Annotated in this window: 15 protein-coding genes; 6 read left to right on the top strand and 9 right to left on the bottom strand. The window is 34.7% G+C overall.

What is annotated here, in order from left to right; genetic code table 11:
* Positions 1-156 precede the first annotated feature (156 nt).
* The 4 genes from AC1RRQ_RS04775 to pdeM all read left to right on the top strand — a co-directional run bounded on the left by AC1RRQ_RS04775 (position 157) and on the right by pdeM (position 6017).
* Positions 157-1212, top strand: coding sequence for a ligase-associated DNA damage response exonuclease (locus AC1RRQ_RS04775; protein ID WP_493021892.1), 1056 nt, complete (start codon positions 157-159; stop codon positions 1210-1212).
* A 5-nt stretch (positions 1213-1217) separates the two neighbouring features.
* Positions 1218-2819 carry an ATP-dependent DNA ligase gene (locus AC1RRQ_RS04770; RefSeq protein WP_493021891.1) on the top strand — a complete coding sequence of 534 codons (1602 nt, stop codon included), beginning with the start codon at positions 1218-1220 and terminating at the stop codon, positions 2817-2819.
* Between the two features lie 98 nt (positions 2820-2917).
* Positions 2918-5377, top strand: coding sequence for a ligase-associated DNA damage response DEXH box helicase (locus tag AC1RRQ_RS04765; protein ID WP_493021890.1), 2460 nt, complete (start codon positions 2918-2920; stop codon positions 5375-5377).
* Positions 5378-5384: 7 nt separating this feature from the next.
* Positions 5385-6017, top strand: coding sequence for a ligase-associated DNA damage response endonuclease PdeM (pdeM, locus tag AC1RRQ_RS04760; RefSeq protein ID WP_493021889.1), 633 nt, complete (start codon positions 5385-5387; stop codon positions 6015-6017).
* A gap of 1 nt (position 6018) precedes the next feature.
* Here pdeM and apaG read toward each other — a convergent pair whose 3' ends face one another.
* From apaG to map, 6 genes are all read right to left on the bottom strand, one after another.
* On the bottom strand, positions 6019-6405 hold the full coding sequence (gene apaG, locus AC1RRQ_RS04755) for a Co2+/Mg2+ efflux protein ApaG (protein WP_012023834.1): 387 nt from the start codon (positions 6403-6405) through the stop codon (positions 6019-6021).
* A 79-nt stretch (positions 6406-6484) separates the two neighbouring features.
* On the bottom strand, positions 6485-7744 hold the full coding sequence (locus AC1RRQ_RS04750; protein ID WP_493021888.1) for a type IX secretion system plug protein: 1260 nt from the start codon (positions 7742-7744) through the stop codon (positions 6485-6487).
* 73 nt (positions 7745-7817) lie between these two features.
* Positions 7818-10718: a DEAD/DEAH box helicase gene (locus AC1RRQ_RS04745; RefSeq protein WP_493021887.1), complete on the bottom strand. Its 2901-nt coding sequence runs from the start codon at positions 10716-10718 to the stop codon at positions 7818-7820.
* 120 nt (positions 10719-10838) lie between these two features.
* Complete coding sequence (locus tag AC1RRQ_RS04740) at positions 10839-11612, bottom strand: class I SAM-dependent methyltransferase (protein WP_493021886.1); 774 nt, start codon at positions 11610-11612, stop codon at positions 10839-10841.
* A gap of 40 nt (positions 11613-11652) precedes the next feature.
* Positions 11653-12069 (bottom strand): GxxExxY protein, encoded by a 417-nt coding sequence (locus AC1RRQ_RS04735; protein WP_493021885.1) that lies wholly within the window; start codon positions 12067-12069, stop codon positions 11653-11655.
* Between the two features lie 56 nt (positions 12070-12125).
* Positions 12126-12944, bottom strand: coding sequence for a type I methionyl aminopeptidase (map, locus tag AC1RRQ_RS04730; protein WP_493021884.1), 819 nt, complete (start codon positions 12942-12944; stop codon positions 12126-12128).
* A gap of 200 nt (positions 12945-13144) precedes the next feature.
* On the opposite strand from map, the gene AC1RRQ_RS04725 reads away from it, so the two are divergent.
* Positions 13145-14398, top strand: coding sequence for a DUF445 domain-containing protein (locus AC1RRQ_RS04725; RefSeq protein ID WP_493021883.1), 1254 nt, complete (start codon positions 13145-13147; stop codon positions 14396-14398).
* A gap of 351 nt (positions 14399-14749) precedes the next feature.
* Here the strand turns inward: AC1RRQ_RS04725 and gpmI are convergent, their stop codons facing one another.
* On the bottom strand, positions 14750-16267 hold the full coding sequence (gene gpmI / locus AC1RRQ_RS04720; protein ID WP_493021882.1) for a 2,3-bisphosphoglycerate-independent phosphoglycerate mutase: 1518 nt from the start codon (positions 16265-16267) through the stop codon (positions 14750-14752).
* 593 nt (positions 16268-16860) lie between these two features.
* Between gpmI and AC1RRQ_RS04715 the strand changes: the two genes are divergently transcribed.
* Positions 16861-17586 carry a murein L,D-transpeptidase catalytic domain family protein gene (locus AC1RRQ_RS04715; RefSeq protein ID WP_493021881.1) on the top strand — a complete coding sequence of 242 codons (726 nt, stop codon included), beginning with the start codon at positions 16861-16863 and terminating at the stop codon, positions 17584-17586.
* Here the strand turns inward: AC1RRQ_RS04715 and AC1RRQ_RS04710 are convergent.
* Together AC1RRQ_RS04710 and AC1RRQ_RS04705 are read right to left on the bottom strand one after the other, a co-directional pair.
* Positions 17575-19158, bottom strand: coding sequence for a L,D-transpeptidase family protein (locus AC1RRQ_RS04710; protein ID WP_493021880.1), 1584 nt, complete (start codon positions 19156-19158; stop codon positions 17575-17577). The two genes, AC1RRQ_RS04715 and AC1RRQ_RS04710, sit on opposite strands and share 12 nt — an antisense overlap.
* A gap of 1 nt (position 19159) precedes the next feature.
* Positions 19160-19597, bottom strand: a complete 438-nt coding sequence (locus tag AC1RRQ_RS04705) for a GNAT family N-acetyltransferase (RefSeq protein ID WP_493021879.1) — start codon at positions 19595-19597, stop codon at positions 19160-19162.
* Between the last annotated feature and the right edge of the window lie 135 nt (positions 19598-19732).

Raw genomic sequence — 19732 nt, 5'->3', positions numbered from 1 at the left:
TTCTACAAAAGTACAAATGATAATTTGATTAAATCACAATACAATACTAAAAAGTTGTAATTTAATAAACTAATCACATGAAGTTGTAAAATACAGCTTCTTATAAAGGTTTAAATTTGAGGTACTTCTGAAAAGATGTTTTTTAAATGTACAATTATGAAAACTCCCCTTTTAGCTTTTAATGACAAAGGTATTTACTGCCAGCAGGCCGATGTATATCTTGACCCATGGCGTCCTGTAAAAAACGCCATCATTACACACGGACATGCCGATCATTCGCGCTGGGGACATCAAAATTATATTACCCATCATACCAATATTCCTATAATTCGTCATCGTTTAGGCGAAATAAACGTTACCGGAAAAGAGTGGGGAGAAACCTTTGTGATCAATAACGTGAAATTTTCACTTCATCCTGCTGGACATATTATAGGCAGTTCGCAGATAAGAGTAGAGCATAAAGGCGAAGTCTGGGTTTTTACCGGAGATTATAAAACCGAAGATGATGGGATTTCAACACCTTATGAAGTCGTAAAATGTGACACTTTTATAACCGAATGCACTTTCGGATTACCTGCTTTTAACTGGACACCGCAAGCCGAAGTAATTTCGGAAATCAATAATTGGTGGGCGGAGAATAAAGCCGAAGGAAGAACTTCAATTCTCTTTGGATATTCTTTAGGAAAAGCACAAAGACTTTTAAAATATTTAGATACTGATATTGGAAAAATATATACCCACGGCGCGATAGAAAATATGACGAATGTTTTACGTCCAATGGTTTATTTTCCTCCAACCGAATTAATTACCAGAGAAACAAAAAGAGAAGCGCTTTTAGGGAATATCGTTCTCGCCCCGCCAAGTGCGCACGGAAGTATCTGGATTAGAAAAATGACGCCTTTTGTAACCGGAGCAGCAAGCGGATGGATGGCTTTTCGCGGTGCACGACGCAGGCGTGCCATTGACAAAGGATTTGTTTTAAGCGATCACTGCGACTGGCATTCTTTATTAGAAAGCGTCAAAGCAACGGGCGCAGAACGCGTAATCTGCACGCATGGTTATACCGATATTTTTGCCAAATATTTAAGAGAATTAGGTTACGACGCCAGAACCGAAAAAACACAATATGAAGGGGAAACTGCGGAAATGGAAAAAGAAGAAAAAGAAACCGAAGCAGATCAAAGTGAAACTTCGATTATTTCTGAAAATTAAAGGAGATGAAAAATTTTGCCCAACTCATAAAAACACTGGACAGTTCAAATAAAACGAACGTAAAAGTCGATGCCCTGACGACGTATTTTAAAAATGCATCGCCGGAGGATAAAGTATGGACAATTGCTATTCTTTCGCATCGTCGTCCGGCAAGACCGGTTAATACCACTTTACTGCGTCTTTGGGCAAATGAATTGGCGAATATTCCGTTGTGGCTTTTTGAAGAAAGCTATCATATTGTAGGTGATTTGGCCGAAACCATTGCCTTGATAATTCCAACTACAAAAGAACATTCTGATAAAAGTTTAACTGAATTTCTACAGGAAATCATCGCTTTAAAAAAGAAAACCGATCAAGAGAAAAAAGAATATCTGCATGAAAACTGGGTTGCCTTAAATTATTACGAACGCTTTGTTTTTACCAAACTAATTACCGGAAGCTTTAGAATCGGCGTAAGCCAAAAATTAATGACAAGAGCCTTATCTAAAGCAGAAAATGTTGATGAAGATGCATTGGCCTACAAATTAATGGGAAATTGGAATCCAAATACCATTACATTTCAGGAATTGATTCTGGATGAAAAGAGTTCTGATTATTTATCAAAACCTTATCCGTTTTATCTCGCGTATCCAATTGAAGGTGAAGTAGAAGATTTAGGAAACCCCGAAGATTGGTCTGTTGAGCATAAATGGGACGGAATCCGTTCGCAAACCATTATTCGCGATGATGAAATTTATGTTTGGTCAAGAGGAGAGGAGCTGGTTACCGATAAATATCCGGAGTTTAAATCTTTTCTCGGCATTATTCCAAACGGAACTGTAATTGATGCCGAAATCCTGGCTTTTCCAGAAAATGAAATCGGAACTTTTAATGATTTACAGGCCAGAATTGGGCGTAAAACCATATCGGCAAATTTGCTGGAAAAAGTTCCTGTAATCTTAAAAGCGTATGATATTTTAGAATGGGAAGGAAAAGACATTCGGAATTTACCGTATATAGATAGAAGGAAATTGTTGGAAGATTTATACAATGAAATAAAAGACTTAACAACATCATTTCGACTTTCAGAAAAGATTTCCTTAACTTCATGGGAAGATGTGGCAAAGGAAAGAGAACGAGCGCGTGAAATGAAAAGCGAAGGTTTGATGTTGAAAAGAAACACGTCGCCTTATCAGGTAGGAAGAAAAAAAGGGGATTGGTGGAAATGGAAAATCGAACCTTTGGTAATTGATGCCGTTTTGACCTACGCGATGCGCGGACACGGTCGACGCTCTAATTTGTTTACCGATTATACTTTTGCGCTTTGGCAGAACAATGAGAATGGCGAAAAAGAACTCGTCACTTTCGCGAAAGCGTATTCCGGTTTAACCGATGCCGAATTTAGAAAAGTCGATGATTTTATAAAGAAAAATACTTTAGAGCGTTTTGGCCCGGTTCGAAGCGTAACGCCGCAATTGGTTTTTGAAATTGGTTTTGAAGGGATTTCTCTTTCCAAAAGACATAAAAGTGGTATTGCTACTCGGTTTCCAAGAATTTTGAGATGGCGACAAGACAAAAAAATAGAAGAAGCCAATTCTATTGAAGATTTAAAAAACATGATTGCGTAAAAGGTTCAAAGGGACAGAGTAACAGAGTTTCAAAGAAAAAACAGGAAACAGCTCAACTTTGTCCCTCTGAGCCTTTGCAACTTTGAACCTAAACAAAAATGAACAGGGACGAATTATATGTATTAGCCGAAAACTGGTTTAAAAGTCAGGGTTGGAAATCTTTTCCATTCCAGACACAAACCTGGACTGCTTTCCTGCAGGGAAAAAACGGTTTGTTAAACGCGCCGACAGGAAGCGGAAAAACCTATGCCTTATGGTTTCCTGTAGTGCTCGATTACATTAAAAAAAATCCCGATTATAAAAGCAAACATAAACCCGGATTAAAAGCCATTTGGATTACGCCTTTGCGAGCACTTTCTGTAGAAATAAAACAAGCAGCAGAACGAATTATTACAGATTTAGATTTGCCGTTAACCGTTGGAATTCGGTCTGGGGATACTTCGCAAAGCGAAAGAACAAAGCAGAAAAATAAAATGCCCGATCTTTTAATTACAACGCCCGAAAGTTTACAGCTTCTTTTGGCATCCAAACAATACGAAAAAACGTTTGCCAATTGCGGCGCGATCGTGGTTGATGAATGGCACGAATTAATGGGAACCAAACGCGGTGTGCAAATGGAATTGGCGCTTTCGAGATTAAAAACGATTGCACCCAAAATGCGAATCTGGGGAATTTCGGCCACTATTGGAAATCTCGAATTGGCTCAAGAAGTTTTATTAGGTCATAATACTGAAGCTTATAGAAACTCCGTTTTGATTAAAGCGCACATCAATAAAAAAATCAAGATAGAATCGATTCTACCTGAAAAAATGGAAACCTATCCGTGGCGCGGACACATGGGTTTGCATTTAATTGATGAGGTTGCCAAAATTATTCGGAAAAGTAAAACCACTTTAATCTTTACCAATGTACGCTCTGCCTGCGAAATTTGGTTTCAGGCTATTTTAGAGAGATATCCGGAATTTGCGGGCGAAATGGCGATGCATCACGGAAGTATCAGCAGAGAAACCCGTTTGTGGGTGGAAGACGCGATTAGAAACGAAGAATTAAAAGTCGTAGTTTGTACTTCGAGTTTAGATCTTGGTGTCGATTTTGCACCTGTTGAAACCATTATTCAGGTTGGAGGTCCAAAAGGTGTTGCGCGTTTTTTGCAGAGAGCAGGAAGAAGCGGACACCAGCCGGGAAAAGAAAGTGTGATTTATTTTCTGGCAACGCATGCTATGGAATTAATCGAAGCTTCGGCATTAAAAAAAGCAGTTGCTAAAACCGTTGTCGAAGATCGAATGCCGTATTTAAACAGCTGGGATGTTTTGGTGCAATATCTTAATACACTGGCCGTTTCTGACGGATTTTTTCCGGATAAAATTTACGAAGAAGTCAAAACAACATTTTGTTATCAAAACATAACCAAAGAAAACTGGAATTGGATTTTAAATTTTATTACAAACGGAAGTCAGAGTTTACAAGCCTATGACGAATTTAAAAAAGTAGAAATTGAAGCCGACGGACGTTTTAAAATTAACAGTCGTTTTATTGCCATGCATCACCGTATGCAAATGGGAACGATTGTGGGCGATGCCGTTTTGAATGTGAAGTTTTTAAGCGGCGGTTTTATCGGCACAATCGAAGAATGGTTTGCTTCAAAATTACAACGAGGCGATGTTTTTACTTTTGCCGGAAGGCGGCTCGAATTATTTCAAATTAAAAATATGCAGGTTTTAGTTCGAAAAGCCGATCCTAAAAAAACAGCGCGGGTAGTAAGCTGGATGGGAGGACGAATGACGTTATCAGCGCAAATGAGTGAATTGCTCCGGGAAGAGTTGTATGCTGCAAATACAGATAATCTAACTCCCGAATTAAAAGCATTAAAACCAATTTTTGACAGACAAAGAAAGGAAAGTATTGTGCCTAATAATGATGAGTTTTTAATTGAAACCTTTAAAACACGCGAAGGTTTTCATGCCATTTTTTATCCTTTTGAAGGCCGTTATGTTCACGAAGCAATGGCTAGTTTAATTTCATATCGAATCAGTTTATTGTCGCCAATCACGTTTTCGCTGGCTTATAACGATTACGGATTCGAACTTCTTTCAGATCAGGAAATTGATATGCAGTCTGTTTTTGATAACAATTTGTTTACTACCGAATATGTTCATCATGATTTACAGAAAAGTTTAAATTCAACCGAAATGGCGCGTCGAAAGTTTCGTGATATTGCCGTTATCGCGGGTTTGGTTTTTACCGGAATGCCCGGAAAGCCAGTTAAAACGAAACACTTACAAAGTGGTTCACAACTGCTTTTTGAAGTTTTTAGGGATTACGAACCCGATAATTTATTATTACAGCAGGCTTATACAGAAACCTTTGAGCATCAATTAGAAGAAGGACGTTTGATTCAGGCCATGGAAAGAATAAATAACCAGACGATTGTCTGGAAGCAATGTAAGAAACCAACTCCGTTTAGTTTTCCGATAATTACAGATCGATTACGCGAAAAAATATCCAGCGAAACATTGCAGGAAAGAATAAAAAAAATGACAGCGAGTTACATGAAATAAGTACAATATGAAAATTAGTATCAACAATCAAAATTTAGTTTTGCATCAATCCGGTGTTGCTTTCTGGGAAGAAAAAAAGATGCTCCTGATCTCTGATTTGCATTTAGGGAAGATTGCGCATTTTAGAAAACATGGAATGGCGATTCCGGAAAAAGCTGTTTTGGAAAACTTTGCGAGATTAAACGAAGTTTTGAGTTTATTCGATGCAGAAACGATTATTTTTCTGGGAGATTTATTCCACAGTAAAATCAATAACGAATGGAACTTTTTTGCAGATTGGACTAAAACGGTTTCCCAGCAGATTATTTTAATTGAAGGCAATCACGATATTATTTCAAAAAAAAACTACGCCGATTTAAATATCGAAATTTACGAAGAATTAATAATCAACGATTTTCTGCTTACACATCACCCCACAACGCGAGAAAACTTTTTTAATTTTTGCGGACACATTCACCCCGGAATAAAACTAAAAGGATTAGGAAGACAATTTTTAAGTTTGTCCTGCTTTTTTAGAAAACCGCACCAATTGATTTTTCCTTCTTTTGGAGAATTTACAGGCAATTTTTACTTAATTCCCGAAGAAAATGACCAAGTGTATGCCATTACAAAGGAAGAAGTAATAGAAATAAAACGCTGAATTAGTTCAATGCAAAAGGAGCACACATTCTAAAAGTAGGAACAATAACTTTGAATGTTTTGGTTGTAGTGAAATTGATCATATTAAAATGACCTTTCATGGCACCATAAGGAGATGATAATAAACAACCCGAGCTGTAAGTGTGATTTTCACCTGGTTTTAAAACCGGTTTTTTACCAATAACGCCTTCACCGTCAACAATATCAAGATCATTTAGAGAATCAAAAATCTCCCAGTGGCGAGAAGTTAACTGAACAGAATCTTTACTGTGGTTTTCGATTGTAACCACATAACTAAAAGCAAAGTGAATCTTGTAGTTCTTGAAGTAAGTACCTTCAAAACTAGTTAAAACCGATATTTTTATGCCTCGTGTAATTTGAGAAACCATACTAACCTAGTAAATCTGTGTGCGTTATAGGTACAAAGCTACGAAAAAAAACTAGGATTCCTAAAACCTTAACAATGTTTTAATTAACGATGTTTATTGAGTTTGCATTGCCTTTTCCTATAACTCTTTGATAACGATCTGTACTTTCTCTGTAATAAACTAATATAGTGTATTCATTTTCTGTCTGATAAAAATTGCCATCAACTGCATTTTCAAAATCGATATTTCCTTTTTTATCGGCGACTGTGTATTGAAAATTAGTAAAACCCTGCTTGATCATTACTGCTTTTTCAAATACCGCTTTATCTGTATTATAATCCATTTTATATTCTGGCGAAAGACTGTAATTATTGAACATTCCCGTAATATAAATGTCTTTGTTGAGTTGAAAGGCCGGCGCCGAAAGTGTAAAATAAACCCAGGCATAATCGGCTTCGATGGTGTTGTCAGAACCGTTTATGTTCTTCACCACAAAATTACCATTTACATCCTGATAATTGGTATAGTTCTGATTTCCTCTTGCTCTATTTGTATACAAATAAGCATTGTAAATATCATTGTTAGAACCAATTCTGCCTACGTTATTATTTGCTGCCCGAATGTCTTTATTTTCAAAGTATAAAAATTCATTTCCTGCCCAAAATTGTGTTTCAGCATCGTATTTGTAAACCAATTGATTTCCAATTGTATATTGAGGCGCAATATTTTTAATAGCCGTATTAAAATTTCCATTTTGTATCAAAAGCACTTTTACATTTTGTGTTGGCGTTTGAAAAGTAATATCGTTTGAGGCAATTGTAAAATCAAGATTTTGTTTATGCTCAATATTGCTGAGGTTTCGCGTTCTTTTTACCTGCACACCAACCGTACAATGTTCCTCATAAACAATAAATTTTCGGGATAAAACGACTTCTTTATCTTCATTTAAAATTTTCAGCATATAATTTCCTGATAATCTTATCTGCGTTGTAAATTGATTCGGAAACGGAAGTCGGTAATGCGAATACACCTGAAGTGTATTAAAAGAATTAGCATACTCCATAATTCGCTGGCCGTCAAAACCTCTTAAATAATCTGTTTTAGGAATATCGCTGGGTTTCCAATTGTAATCGCAATGCGTAATTTCGAAATAATAATTAGCTTCGTTACCAAACAAATCATCAAATTGAAATTCGAATGTAGAATTCAGTTCAAAGATCGGAACGACATTATTACCATTCTGAACAAAAGTGGCGGTTTTAATATTGTATGGAGGAACTACTTCTGTTTGTATTTCCTGGGCTTTCGCCGAAGTAAAAATAAAAAGCGCAATTAAGCTTTGATATAAAAATTTTGGCATCTTATTACGTTGTAAGATTGTAAATATAAGAATTTTATTAAACGTATTAAGATGCCAATTTATTGGAACTTGATTAAGAATTCAAAATGTACTCTAAATTTGCCTGAATTTCGTCGTTGATATAACTTTCTTCTAAAAGTGAATCCGACAATAGTTTTTTGTTTTCCTGCAGTTTGATGATTTTTTCCTCAACAGTATTTTTAGAAATAAAACGAACCACGTTTACTTTATTTAACTGCCCAATTCTGTGCGCCCTTCCAACTCCTTGCTTTTCTGCAAAAGGATTCCACCAAGGATCTAAAAACAAAACATACGAAGCTTTGGTAATATTTAGACCAACACCTCCCGCTTTTAATGAAATAAAGAACAATAAAGGCTCTTCTTTTTCCTGAAACTGTTTTACCTGCTGTTCTCTTTTGTCTGCCGGAGTTTCGCCGGTAATTTGGCAATAGGTTATTTTGTTCTCTTTGCACCAATCTGTATAGAAATTTAAGTTGGTAACAAACGAGCTGAAAATGATGACTTTCTGTTTTGCCTTGACCAAATTTTCCAGATAATTGGTAACCGCAATATATTTTCCGGAATCAATTTCAGATTCCTGATCTACCATTTTTGGGTGATTACTCAATTGTCTTAACTTCATCAGCGTATTGATAATACTGATTTTGTCCGGACTAGAACCATCTGTTTTTAATAAAAAGTTTCGAGCTTTCGATTTTTCTTTTTCGTATAATTTTTCCTGATCAGGATCCATATCGCAATAGTAAATCTGCTCTGATAATTCGGGTAAATCCTTTAAAACCTGTTCTTTGGTTCGTCGCAAAATATAAGGCTGCACCAGATTTTTTAATTCAGATAAAACGTCTTCATTCTGTTTTTTCTCAATTGGAATTTTAAAATTGGCAGCGAAAAAATTGTAAGTCCCCAAAATATCTGGGTTTATAAACTGCATCTGCGACCATAAATCATCCAGCGAATTTTCGATTGGTGTACCGCTTAGCGCGATTTTATGCCCTGTACTTATTTTATTGATGGCTTTAAAAATCTTAGAATCTTTATTTTTAATGTATTGACTTTCATCCAAAATCAAATAACGGAAATCATACTTTTCTAAAATCGAAATATCACGATGAATAATGCTGTAACTCGTAAAAATTAAATCGGTTGTGGCTAATCGGCTCACTAATTGTTTTCTGTCATTACCCACATATTGCATTCTCGAAAAATGAGGCGTGAATTTCCCTGCTTCATTAAACCAGTTAAAAACCAATGAAGAAGGCAAAACAATCAAGGCTTTAAGCGGTTCTCTTTCAATTGTGGTTTCATTAGCAAACAAATCAAAATTGGTTGTTTTGGTTGTAAATCCTAATTGTTCCTGAACAGCAACCAGAACAGCTAAAGTCTGCAATGTTTTTCCAAGTCCCATATCATCAGCAAGACAAGCACCTAAATTGGAATTAAAGTGACCTAAAAGCCATTTTACACCCTCAATTTGATACGGTCTTAAAGTTGCTTTTAATAAGTCAGAAGCAATATATTCTGCTTTATACGTTACATCGTCTTTGATCTCAGGAATGGCGTCCAGTGCTGTAAAATTACTTTTGCGTAAAAGTAAAGTGCCACTTTCTGTTTTGGCCAGTTTTGCCAGAGAACCGTATTTGCTGAACCACTCTAACGGAATCAAAAAATAATTTCCGTCAGGCAGAGGAAAAAGTCTTTCCTTGCTTTTTATATTTGGGATAATTTCGCTGAAATTAATCGTATAAGACCCAATTGTAATGATGATTTTAATATCAAACCAATCTCCGTTTGTATCTTTTGATGCAGCAATAGTATGATTAGATGTGATAATTTCTTTGCTTTCGAGTTTTAAATTTTGAATGTCAAAACCTAAACTTTCCAGTTTTTCTTTATTGTCAATGATCAATTGAATGTTGACATAAGGATCAGAAGTTTCAGCGTCAGAATTGAATCCAAATAATTCGTTTTTAATTTTTATTAAACCAATTTCGGCTAATTTATCAGCATATAAATTCTCCTCACTATTTCGTTTAAACTGAATGATTTTAGGTTCATTGGTAACACTGAAATCTACAAACGAATGTGTTTTCTTCGTTTTACTGGCGTCAAATGAATAACCGTTGTAATCAAAATAAAGGTTGAGGTAATAGCAGTTTTTAAAGAAATCATAAACCGGCTGAATCGTGCAGGAAGTAATTTCGTCGCGCTGTTCAATTTCGAAACCAGTTGCTTCAATGTCAATTTTCTTGGCTATTTCCGGAATAAAATTTTTAAAATAATCGTCGACTAATTTAGAGGGTATTTCGATTGATTTTTTCTTTAAAAACGGCATCAGTTTTTTAGCGTTAAGCTCTTTTAACTGTCCTAGTTTTTTATTGATAATTAACCAGCCCGGCTCGTCTAAAAGAATATCGGCATTGCTGTTCATTGGAAGAAAAGCCGTTTCATTTTCTTTTAAAGAAAGGGTATAGGTAATTCCTTCGGCGTGTTTGTCAAATTGAATTTGGGGTTCAAAATAAAGCGGACTAACATCCACTCTGGAACGATAGAAATCTTTCTCGGGGCCAAGATTTATAGATAAAGGAAATTGTTCCTGAACTATAAGGCTGTAAAACGAACTTAAATGAAATTTTAAATGCTGACGGATTGCAAACTCGATTTTTGAATCTTTTTGCAAATCAGCAATGCTTTTAGCCGATTTGATTTTGGTGCTGAATTTTTTGAATATGAATTCAGGTTTTAAAGATTCGCAGGCGGTCAGTATTTTTTTTGTATTAGAATGTAAATCTTCAAAAACAATACCGAAACTTTCGATTATTCCGGCAGTTGCTTTTTTGTCTAGATATTTGATTTCTACAGTATTCTCAACGATGTAGGATGTTGGGATATAGGCATTCAGATTTTTTTCAAAACTGATGTCAAAACAAAATTGATAAGGTTTTGTAGGTTCCAAGGTTTAGGGATTTGGTTGGCTTATAATTTAGAGATGGGGCAAAAAAAGAAAGAGTTTTCAAAATATCAATAATTTGAAAACTCTTTTTAAATGAACTTGTATCACTTATATGTGAAAAAATTAGTTTTCCTGTTTAAAGCAAAGCGGAATAATTTCGCCTTTTGCCAAACAGTATTTTTCAACTAACTCTGGTGCAATTTTATTGGTATAATCTTCTTCGATTACAATAAAGCCAATGCTTCTTAACTTGTCGAAATAATCGCGTCCGTAAATGCGAACGTGATCGTACTGGCCAAATATTTTAGCACGCTCTTTTTGATCTGTAATAGAGTCATCAGCAAAAGTTACTTCACGATTTAAATCCTGCGGAATCTGCAAAATTGCCATTCCGCCTGGTTTTAAAACGCGGTACAATTCTCGCATCGCTTTTGTATCATCCGGAATATGTTCTAAAACATGATTGCATAAAATCACATCGTATTCGTTGTCTTTAAAAGGCAAATTGCAGATATCTGCTTTTACATCGGCCAAAGGCGAAAACAAATCGGTTGTGGTGTAATCCAGATTTTTCTGCTTACGGAATCTTTTGTAAAAAGCTTGTTCGGGAGCAAAATGAAGTACTTTTTTTGGTGCTGTAAAAAAATCAGTCTGATCGTTTAAATACAACCAAAGCAAACGATGTCTTTCTAACGAAAGTGTACTTGGCGAAAGCACATTATTACGTTGTTTTCCGTATCCGTAAGGTAAAAACGATTTAAAGCTTCTGCCATCGATAGGATCTGTAAATTTATCTCCTCTTAACGAGAAAGCTAAAATAGGACGTGCCACATAACTCAAACGAATTAATAATGGACGAGGTATAGTGTTAAGTACTAGTTTGAAAAGTTTCTTCATGGGGCTGTTTCGCAGAGTTACACAAAGTTGGCACAGAGCTTCACAAAGTGTTTATAAATCTTTTTATATTGTTTTTTAATATTTTTGAATGAAAATTAATAAGTAATCCTAATGGATAATTTCCGAGCTTCAGATAGGTTAGTATTTGCGCAAAATGTACATCAGTAAAAGCTTCAACTGTTTTTAGTTCAATTACAATTTTGTTTTCAATTAACAAATCAATTCTATATCCGTGATCTAATTTTATGTCTTTATAGATTATTGGTAAGGCTTTTTGTTTCTCAACAATTAAACCTGAATTCTTAATTTCATAATACAAACATTCCTGATAAGCAGATTCTAATAAACCTGGACCTAATTGTTTGTGAACTTCAATTGCTAAACCAATAATTTTATATGAAATAGAATCTAGTTCATCTTGTGATACTACATTTTCCAAATACATTTTTAAAGGCATATAAAAAATTTTGCGAACCTCGGCGTATATATCTTTGTGAATCTCTGTGGAATATCTTACAGTACTAGAGGCACTTTTCTAAATTCGTCTTCTTCGTTGCTTTCGATTCCCAGGGCTTTATAGATGTATTGAAAAGTCGATAATAATTCCGGTTTCCCGTCTATTAAAGCTACATCGTGTTCGAAATGGGCACTTGCTTTTCCGTCAGCTGTTGTAATTGTCCAGCCGTCTTTATGTTGTTTGATGTTTTTTGTTCCAAGGTTAATCATCGGTTCGATTGCTACAACCATTCCTTCAACAAAAAGCTTTCCACGGCCGCGTTTTCCGTAGTTTGGCATTTCTGGTTCTTCGTGCATTTTTTGCCCTAAACCGTGCCCAACTAATTCGCGAACCACACCATATCCGTGAGATTCTGTATATTTTTGAATCGCATTTCCAACATCTTCTACGCGATTTCCTGCTTTAAATTCTCTAATTCCTACGTAAAGAGATTCTTTCGTTACTTTTAGAAGTTGTTTAACTTCTGGAGCAACTTCTCCAATTTCGAAACTATAGGCGTGATCTCCGTGATATCCGTTTTTAAATGCACCACAGTCAACAGAAATTACATCTCCGCTTTTCAAAGGTATATTATTCGGAATCCCGTGTACAACTTGCGAGTTTGGACTCATACAAAGTGAATTTGGGAAATCGTACAAACCTAAAAAGCTTGGAACCGCACCGTGATCACGAATGAATTCTTCGGCTAATTTATCAAGATATAATGTAGTAACTCCTTCTTTAATTTCAGAAGCAATCATTCCTAATGTTTTCGATACGATTAAAGCACTTTCGCGCATTAATTCGATTTCTTCTCTGGTTTTTTGGATGATCATATTTTTCAGATTTTCAGTTGGCAAAAGTACAATTTTTATCTCATTTTTTAAGTAATTTTTTTGCCGCGAATTTCACGAATTCACACTAATTGAAGCTTATTAAATTGTAATTCGTGCTAATTCGTGAAATTTGTGGCAGACTTTTTTAATTCAATATCCCAGAAAAAAGCCCTAAATTAGTAGTAAAAACGTGTAAAATCATGAAAACTACTATAGATCAAGATATATCCAAAGTAAAAGCTTTACGACGAATGCAGCGCAGCGCTTTGGGACTTTTAGGCTTTGCGGTGCTTCTTTTTATAATTGCTATATATTTTAAAATTCCCATTTTACAGGCTTTCAGCGAAGCGGCAATGGTGGGGGGAATTGCCGATTGGTTTGCGGTTGTGGCTTTGTTTCGCCATCCGCTTGGAATTCCAATCTGGCATACGGCAATTATTCCAACGAAGAAGAATGAAATTGGGGAAAACCTCGGGAATTTTGTTTCGGAAGAATTTCTAAACCGTGAAAAATTAGAAATTAAATTAGAAGAATTCAACTTCGCAACAAAGGCTTCAGATTGGCTTTCGCAGGAAGAAAATGCCAATAAAATTGCGAATGTGGTTTCGGTTAATATTATCCCCGGAATTTTAAAAACCATAAAAGATGAAGATGTAAAGCGATTTATTCAGGTTCAGTTCAAAGAAAAAATGGAGGGAATAAATTTTGGAAATTGGGTTGCCGTCGCTTTAGAACCTTTGCAAAAGGGAGATTTAAAAAATCAAATGCTGACCAATCTTTTGGAAGTTATGAGTGCTGAATTAACCAATAATAAAGATTTAATCAGACAGAAAGTAAAAGCTTCAACGCCGCTTTTGAGTTTCGGATTAGCTGATAAAAGTATTACCGAAGGTGTTTTTAACGGTTTACAGGATTTTCTAAATGAAGCTAAAAAGCCAGAAAGTGCAGTTCGCTTAAAGATTGATGAATATATTTTTGACTTTTTAGAAAAAGTAAAAAACTCTGAAGAAATGAGGGTTAAAATCAATGATATGATTTTAGGTTTTGTTGGGAAAAAAGAGGTTCAGGATTACATTAACGGAATTTGGGACGAAATAAAACTATCCATAACCAATGATTTAAGCAAAGGAGATGAGTCGTCAATTAAAAATAGTATTTCGGGTTTAATTCAAGGTTTTGGAAACGGAATTAAAGAAGACTCTGTTATGATTGATAAAATCAATAATTTCATTAAAAATGATCTGCTTTCGGTTCTTTTAAATAATAAAAAGGTAATAGGAGATTTAATTTCATCTACCGTAAAAAGCTGGGACGGAAAAGAGGTTTCTGAAAAACTGGAATTAGAAATAGGGAAAGATCTTCAATATATCAGAATCAACGGAACTTTAGTAGGCGGTATTATCGGGCTTATTATTTATGGTGTCGAACAGCTTTATCATTATTTTGTTGTTTGATCTTGAACCATGGACACGAATGTCAGGCTGAGCGGAGTCGAAGCCTTTTTGATTCTTAAACGTCATGTACCTTCGACTTCGCTCAGGCTGATAAAATTGGGATATTAAAAATATAAACCATATAAGTGATGTAAGTAAATATAAATAAGCATTGCTTAATTTAAGAAATGAAAATCACATAAGATAAAAGCTGAACTAAGTGTTATATTCTAGTGTAAAATAGTTCTCGCAAAGTCGCAGAGGCGCAAAGTTTTATAAATTTCTTTGCGACTTAGCGTCTTTGCGAGATTTTTTAAGTTCAATTAAATGAACTTATATCACTTATATGGTTTAAAATAGTTTAAGTGTTTTTTACAATAACGAATGACAAGTCATAGCATTTGGCTGCTGTACTCCCATTAATTCTAAAATAGTAGGAGCGATGTCACCTAGAACACCATCTTGAATATTTTTCAATTGTTTGTCAACCAAAATAATAGGCACTGGGTTTGTTGTGTGCGCTGTATTAGGGCTTCCGTCAGGATTAATCATGGTTTCACAGTTTCCGTGGTCTGCAATTACAATTGTAGTATAATCATTTGCAAGAGCGGCTTCGATTACTTTTTTCGCGCAAGCGTCAACGGCTTCACAAGCTTTAATTGCAGCGCTCATGATTCCGGTATGACCAACCATATCGCCATTTGCAAAGTTTAAACAAACGAAATCTACTTCGCCTTTGTTCAATTCAGGAACAAGAGCATCAGTAAGTTCGTAAGCGCTCATTTCCGGCTGTAAATCGTAAGTTGCTACTTTTGGAGAGTTTCTCAAAATTCTGGTTTCGCCTTCAAAAGGAACTTCTCTTCCGCCAGAAAAGAAAAACGTTACGTGCGGATATTTCTCTGTTTCAGCAATACGGATTTGTTTTTTACCCGCTTTTTCTAAAACTTCACCAAGAGTTTCGGTAATATTATCTTTATTGTAAACCACTTTTACGTTTTGATACGTTTCGTCGTAGTTGGTAAGCGTTACATAATACAAGTTTAATTTGTGCATGTTTTGCTCGTGAAAATCGTGCTGAGAAAGCGCTTCTGTAAGTTCACGGCCTCTGTCTGTTCTAAAGTTAAAGAAGATTACAACATCACCTTCAACAATTGTTGCCAAAGGTTTTTGTTCTTCATTTACAATAACAACCGGCTCGATAAATTCGTCAGTAACATCATGTGCATAACTGTCCAAAACACTTGCAACAGCATTCGTAGACGGAATTCCTACTCCGTTAACTACTAAATCGTAAGCTAGTTTTACACGTTCCCAGCGTTTATCTCGGTCCATTGCGTAGTAACGGCCAATGATAGAAGCAATTTTTACTGGAGTATCTTTAATATATTCATCTAAATCGTGAATGTATTTTGCTCCTGATTTTGGATCAACATCACGACCATCTGTAAAAGCATGAACATAAACCTGATCTAAACCATATTCCTGCGAAGCATCGATCAGGCCGCGTAAGTGTGATGTATGAGAGTGAACACCTCCATCAGAAACTAATCCTAAAAAGTGTACTTTTTTATTGTTTTCTTTAGCATAAGTAAAAGCATCAACTAAAACTTGTTCTTTAGCCAATGTTTTGTGGGCTACTGCTAAATTTATTTTGGCTAAATCCTGATATACAATTCGTCCGGCACCAAGGTTCATGTGCCCAACTTCACTGTTCCCCATCTGCCCTTCAGGTAAACCAACGTTTAATCCATCGGTACGAAGCTGTGCGCTTGGGTAATTTTTGTAAAGACTATTTATAAAAGGAACATTTGCATTGTCTATTGCAGATACTTTAGGGTCAGGAGATTTTCCCCAACCATCTAAAATCATAAGGATAACTTTTTTGTTCATTACATTTTGTTTTTTACAAAGATAAGGCATTTCTAAAGTTTGAAACCTGACGAATGTTACATTTATATTTAATAAAATGAACTATAAAAAAAAATATTGATTTAATTAAAGAAGCCTTTATTTTTTAAAATTAATTCACACTAAGCTCTTTTTCTAACCTTATTTTTAACAGCACTATAGTCTATAAAATATTTTACGCTGATTGGAAAAATGTGTTTTAAGGCATCATTAGTTAATAAGCTGTTTTTTGTTGGCTATGAATCTAATAGAAAAAAAATATTTCTATTTATAAAGTTTAAACCAGAAAAAAAATCTATTTACTTGCATTAATCTAATCTAAATACACTGCATTTTGTTCTATTTATAGCAAGTTAAGTTTTAAAATTTCCATTTTGTTCAGCTTTTTTTAAGAAAAAAAGCCAAAACATTATGATTTTTAGCATAGGAAATAATCTTACATAAATATCCGTTTTATGTTAATAATGTTAAATTTTAAGCAAAAAAAGCCTGATTTACAGGCTTTTATTTTGAGGCTTTTCAAAAATTTATATTTTTGCTCTACCCAAATTTTATTATTAACCTAAAGAAATTCAATGATTTACAAAATGTATCCGCTGCTTGTGTTTTTGTTATTGTCTTTTGGCAAAGATTCAAAAAACGCACCCGAATTAAAGAATGCAACGACAAGAAGTATAGCTAAAGTTGAAAAAAAGCTTACTGTTGATGCAAGAATTGAGACCATTTATAACTCTTTAAATTCTAACAATTTTAATCTTCCTGAACTGAAATCTTTTTCAGAAGCATTAAAAGGTTTTTATCTTTTAAAAGAAAAAGGGATTATTCAAAAAAACATTCTAACATTAGTTGATTTTAGTCTATCATCAAATACCAAACGTCTTTGGGTAATTGATATGACTACCAATACCATATTATTTAACTCTTTAGTGGCTCACGGAAGAAATACCGGAGAAGAATTTGCTACTGCATTTTCAAACTTAAATTCGTCTTTTAAAAGCAGTTTAGGTTTTTATGCAACAGGCGAAATTTACAGAGGTAAACACGGAGCTTCATTGCGTTTAGATGGTCTTGAAAGAGGTCTTAACGATAATGCACGCGAAAGAGGTGTTGTAATGCATGGTGCTGATTATGTTTCTGAATCCTTTATCAGAGATCATAAAAGACTAGGCAGAAGCCAGGGTTGTCCTGCACTTCCTGTAGAATTGACAGATGAGATAATCGAAGCAATAAAAGATAAATCATGTTTGTATATCTATCATCCGTCAAGAAGTTTTACGATGGAGGAGAGGTTAATCTCTTAACTTAGCATACAAATCTGCATCTAAATTATAAATATCAGCTCTAAAAATGAGCTGATTTTTTTTGCTCCAAGCTGTCCAATACCATTGATACAAAGCATATTTCTTGGTTATCTTGAAACTCATTGTTTTTTTAGTAGCAATAATTGTATCAATTTTGCTTTTAGAAAATCGTGTTGAATCATTTAAAATATGTTCGGCCAGTTCCAGCGGATTTTCTACACGCACGCAGCCGGAACTCAAAGAACGATTGTTGCGTACAAAATTGTTTCTGTGGTTTGTATCATGCAAATAAACGCTATGATGGTTGGGGAATAAAATCTTCATTAATCCTAACGAATTATTATATCCCGGGCTTTGTACATATCTGTAGTTACTAGGTTTGTTTTCGTTCCAGGCCGTTGGTTCAACTACATTTCCAGATGTGTCGTAAATAGTTATGTTTTTCTTTGCCAAATAATTACGGTTTCGTTTCATGGCGGGAACAACATCTTCTTTTAAAATCGTTGGCGGAACTGTCCACGTTGGATTAAATACAACTGTTTTTAGTACCGATGTAATAATGGGTGTTTTTCTAGAACTTGTTCCTACTACAATATTTCGAACCAAAGTGGTATCTTGTTCTTCGACTACATGCAGGCTGTAATCCGGTATATTGATGATGAAATAGTTTTCTGCCAATTCTGTCGGGTACCATCTCCAGCGCTCTAAGTTGGCAATAATCTGCTGTTTTCTTCTTTCTTTAGAATAATTTAAGGCGCTGATAGTTCCTATACCAATAACACCATCATCGGCAAGGCCGTGACGGGCTTGAAATTTCTTAACGGCCTCGAAAGTCTTTTTATCGTATTTATCAGTAAGGCTGTCTTTTCCAGACATATCTTTCCAAAATAAAAGTTTCTTTTTAATAGGTATTAAGGCATTATTTGTATCGTTTAAAGTGATTTTCTTAACTGCGTCAATTTTTTGGATGTCTTCGTCAGGAAAAGTATTGATGATTTTAAGCGATTTTAATAACTGTTTGTATGTTTCTGATTTTGGCTGAACGCTCTCAACAATGCTGTCTAATTTGTCTTTATTAAAAGCTTTAATAAGAACATTATTTACATCGAATGTTTTTTCGTCAAGATCCCAATCCGTATATAACTTTTTGGGATCTAGTTTTCCTTTATATAAATGATTTAAATATTTTTCGAAATTGTAAGTCAATAGAATATCATAAGTGGCTAAATCAGAATCGTTTAGTTTGCTTATTCTGTTTTCGAATTTCTTTAACTGCGTTGCTTTATAATCTTCAGGATTTAAACCCAATTCATCTGAATTTTCTAACTGAGATAAAACATAAGTTCTTTTTTTTAGGTTTCCCCAAACCGTTTTATTTTCAGATGAAATGTAAAATTGTTTAAGAGTTTCGCTTTTAAAAGTATTTAGTAACGCGGTATCTATCTCTACTTTTCTTTCGTCAGTAAGTATAATTGCAGGAGCCTTTTTAACCACAACGGGCTTTATTTTAGGTTCCTCTTTTTTGCAGCTAATAAAAATGCATACTGCTAAAAGAAAGTAAAGTTTTTTCATTCTATAATTTTTTAAACATTAAATAATGTTCTCCAACGTCTTTTATATCAAAGGGTTCTCCTAAAACCTGATAATTCATTTTTTTGTAAAAACCAACTGCAGCGGTTCTGGCATTAAACCAAATTAAGTCGGTTTGATTGTCCTTGCAATAGGTTTCACAATGTTTAACCAGTGCTTCTCCATAACCTTTTTTCTGATGATGGTCTAAAATAGCCATTCCTCGAATCTGTGCCTGAAATTTTTCGGCAAATATAGGGTTGCTTTGGTTGAATAACGAAATTATTCCTGTTAAATTTTCGTCACTAAATAAGCCGAAATGATGCGTTGTTTCAAGATCGTCTCCTTCAAAGATACAACTTTCGATAGGTTTTCCTTTTCTAAGAACAGGTTGACGTACGGCATAAGTTTCATTTGATGGGATTTCTTTTATAATATTCATGATTTTCTAAAAATAATTGATTTTATAACGTTTTAATTTTAAATAGGTTATAGTAAAATGTTGTTTTTTATTAATTTTTTTTGCCAAAAAGCTTGTTTTGAACTTAACTTTCTTTTTATATTTGCACCACAGTAA

This window comes from Flavobacterium sp. GW821-FHT12A05, assembly GCF_058807735.1.
This window is presented reverse-complemented; position numbering and strand designations above follow the sequence as displayed.

Bases quoted from the DNA above. Each gene is read 5' to 3' on its own strand.
- AC1RRQ_RS04715 (WP_493021881.1), top strand. From the start codon at position 16,861: ATGATTTACAAAATGTATCCGCTGCTTGTGTTTTTGTTATTGTCTTTT.
- AC1RRQ_RS04740 (WP_493021886.1), bottom strand. From the start codon at position 11,612: ATGAAGAAACTTTTCAAACTAGTACTTAACACTATACCTCGTCCATTA.
- AC1RRQ_RS04775 (WP_493021892.1), top strand. From the start codon at position 157: ATGAAAACTCCCCTTTTAGCTTTTAATGACAAAGGTATTTACTGCCAG.
- AC1RRQ_RS04705 (WP_493021879.1), bottom strand. From the start codon at position 19,597: ATGAATATTATAAAAGAAATCCCATCAAATGAAACTTATGCCGTACGT.
- AC1RRQ_RS04725 (WP_493021883.1), top strand. From the start codon at position 13,145: ATGAAAACTACTATAGATCAAGATATATCCAAAGTAAAAGCTTTACGA.
- AC1RRQ_RS04765 (WP_493021890.1), top strand. From the start codon at position 2,918: ATGAACAGGGACGAATTATATGTATTAGCCGAAAACTGGTTTAAAAGT.
- AC1RRQ_RS04735 (WP_493021885.1), bottom strand. From the start codon at position 12,069: ATGCCTTTAAAAATGTATTTGGAAAATGTAGTATCACAAGATGAACTA.
- apaG (WP_012023834.1), bottom strand. From the start codon at position 6,405: ATGGTTTCTCAAATTACACGAGGCATAAAAATATCGGTTTTAACTAGT.
- map (WP_493021884.1), bottom strand. From the start codon at position 12,944: ATGATCATCCAAAAAACCAGAGAAGAAATCGAATTAATGCGCGAAAGT.
- AC1RRQ_RS04710 (WP_493021880.1), bottom strand. From the start codon at position 19,158: ATGAAAAAACTTTACTTTCTTTTAGCAGTATGCATTTTTATTAGCTGC.
- AC1RRQ_RS04770 (WP_493021891.1), top strand. From the start codon at position 1,218: ATGAAAAATTTTGCCCAACTCATAAAAACACTGGACAGTTCAAATAAA.
- AC1RRQ_RS04750 (WP_493021888.1), bottom strand. From the start codon at position 7,744: ATGCCAAAATTTTTATATCAAAGCTTAATTGCGCTTTTTATTTTTACT.
- pdeM (WP_493021889.1), top strand. From the start codon at position 5,385: ATGAAAATTAGTATCAACAATCAAAATTTAGTTTTGCATCAATCCGGT.
- gpmI (WP_493021882.1), bottom strand. From the start codon at position 16,267: ATGAACAAAAAAGTTATCCTTATGATTTTAGATGGTTGGGGAAAATCT.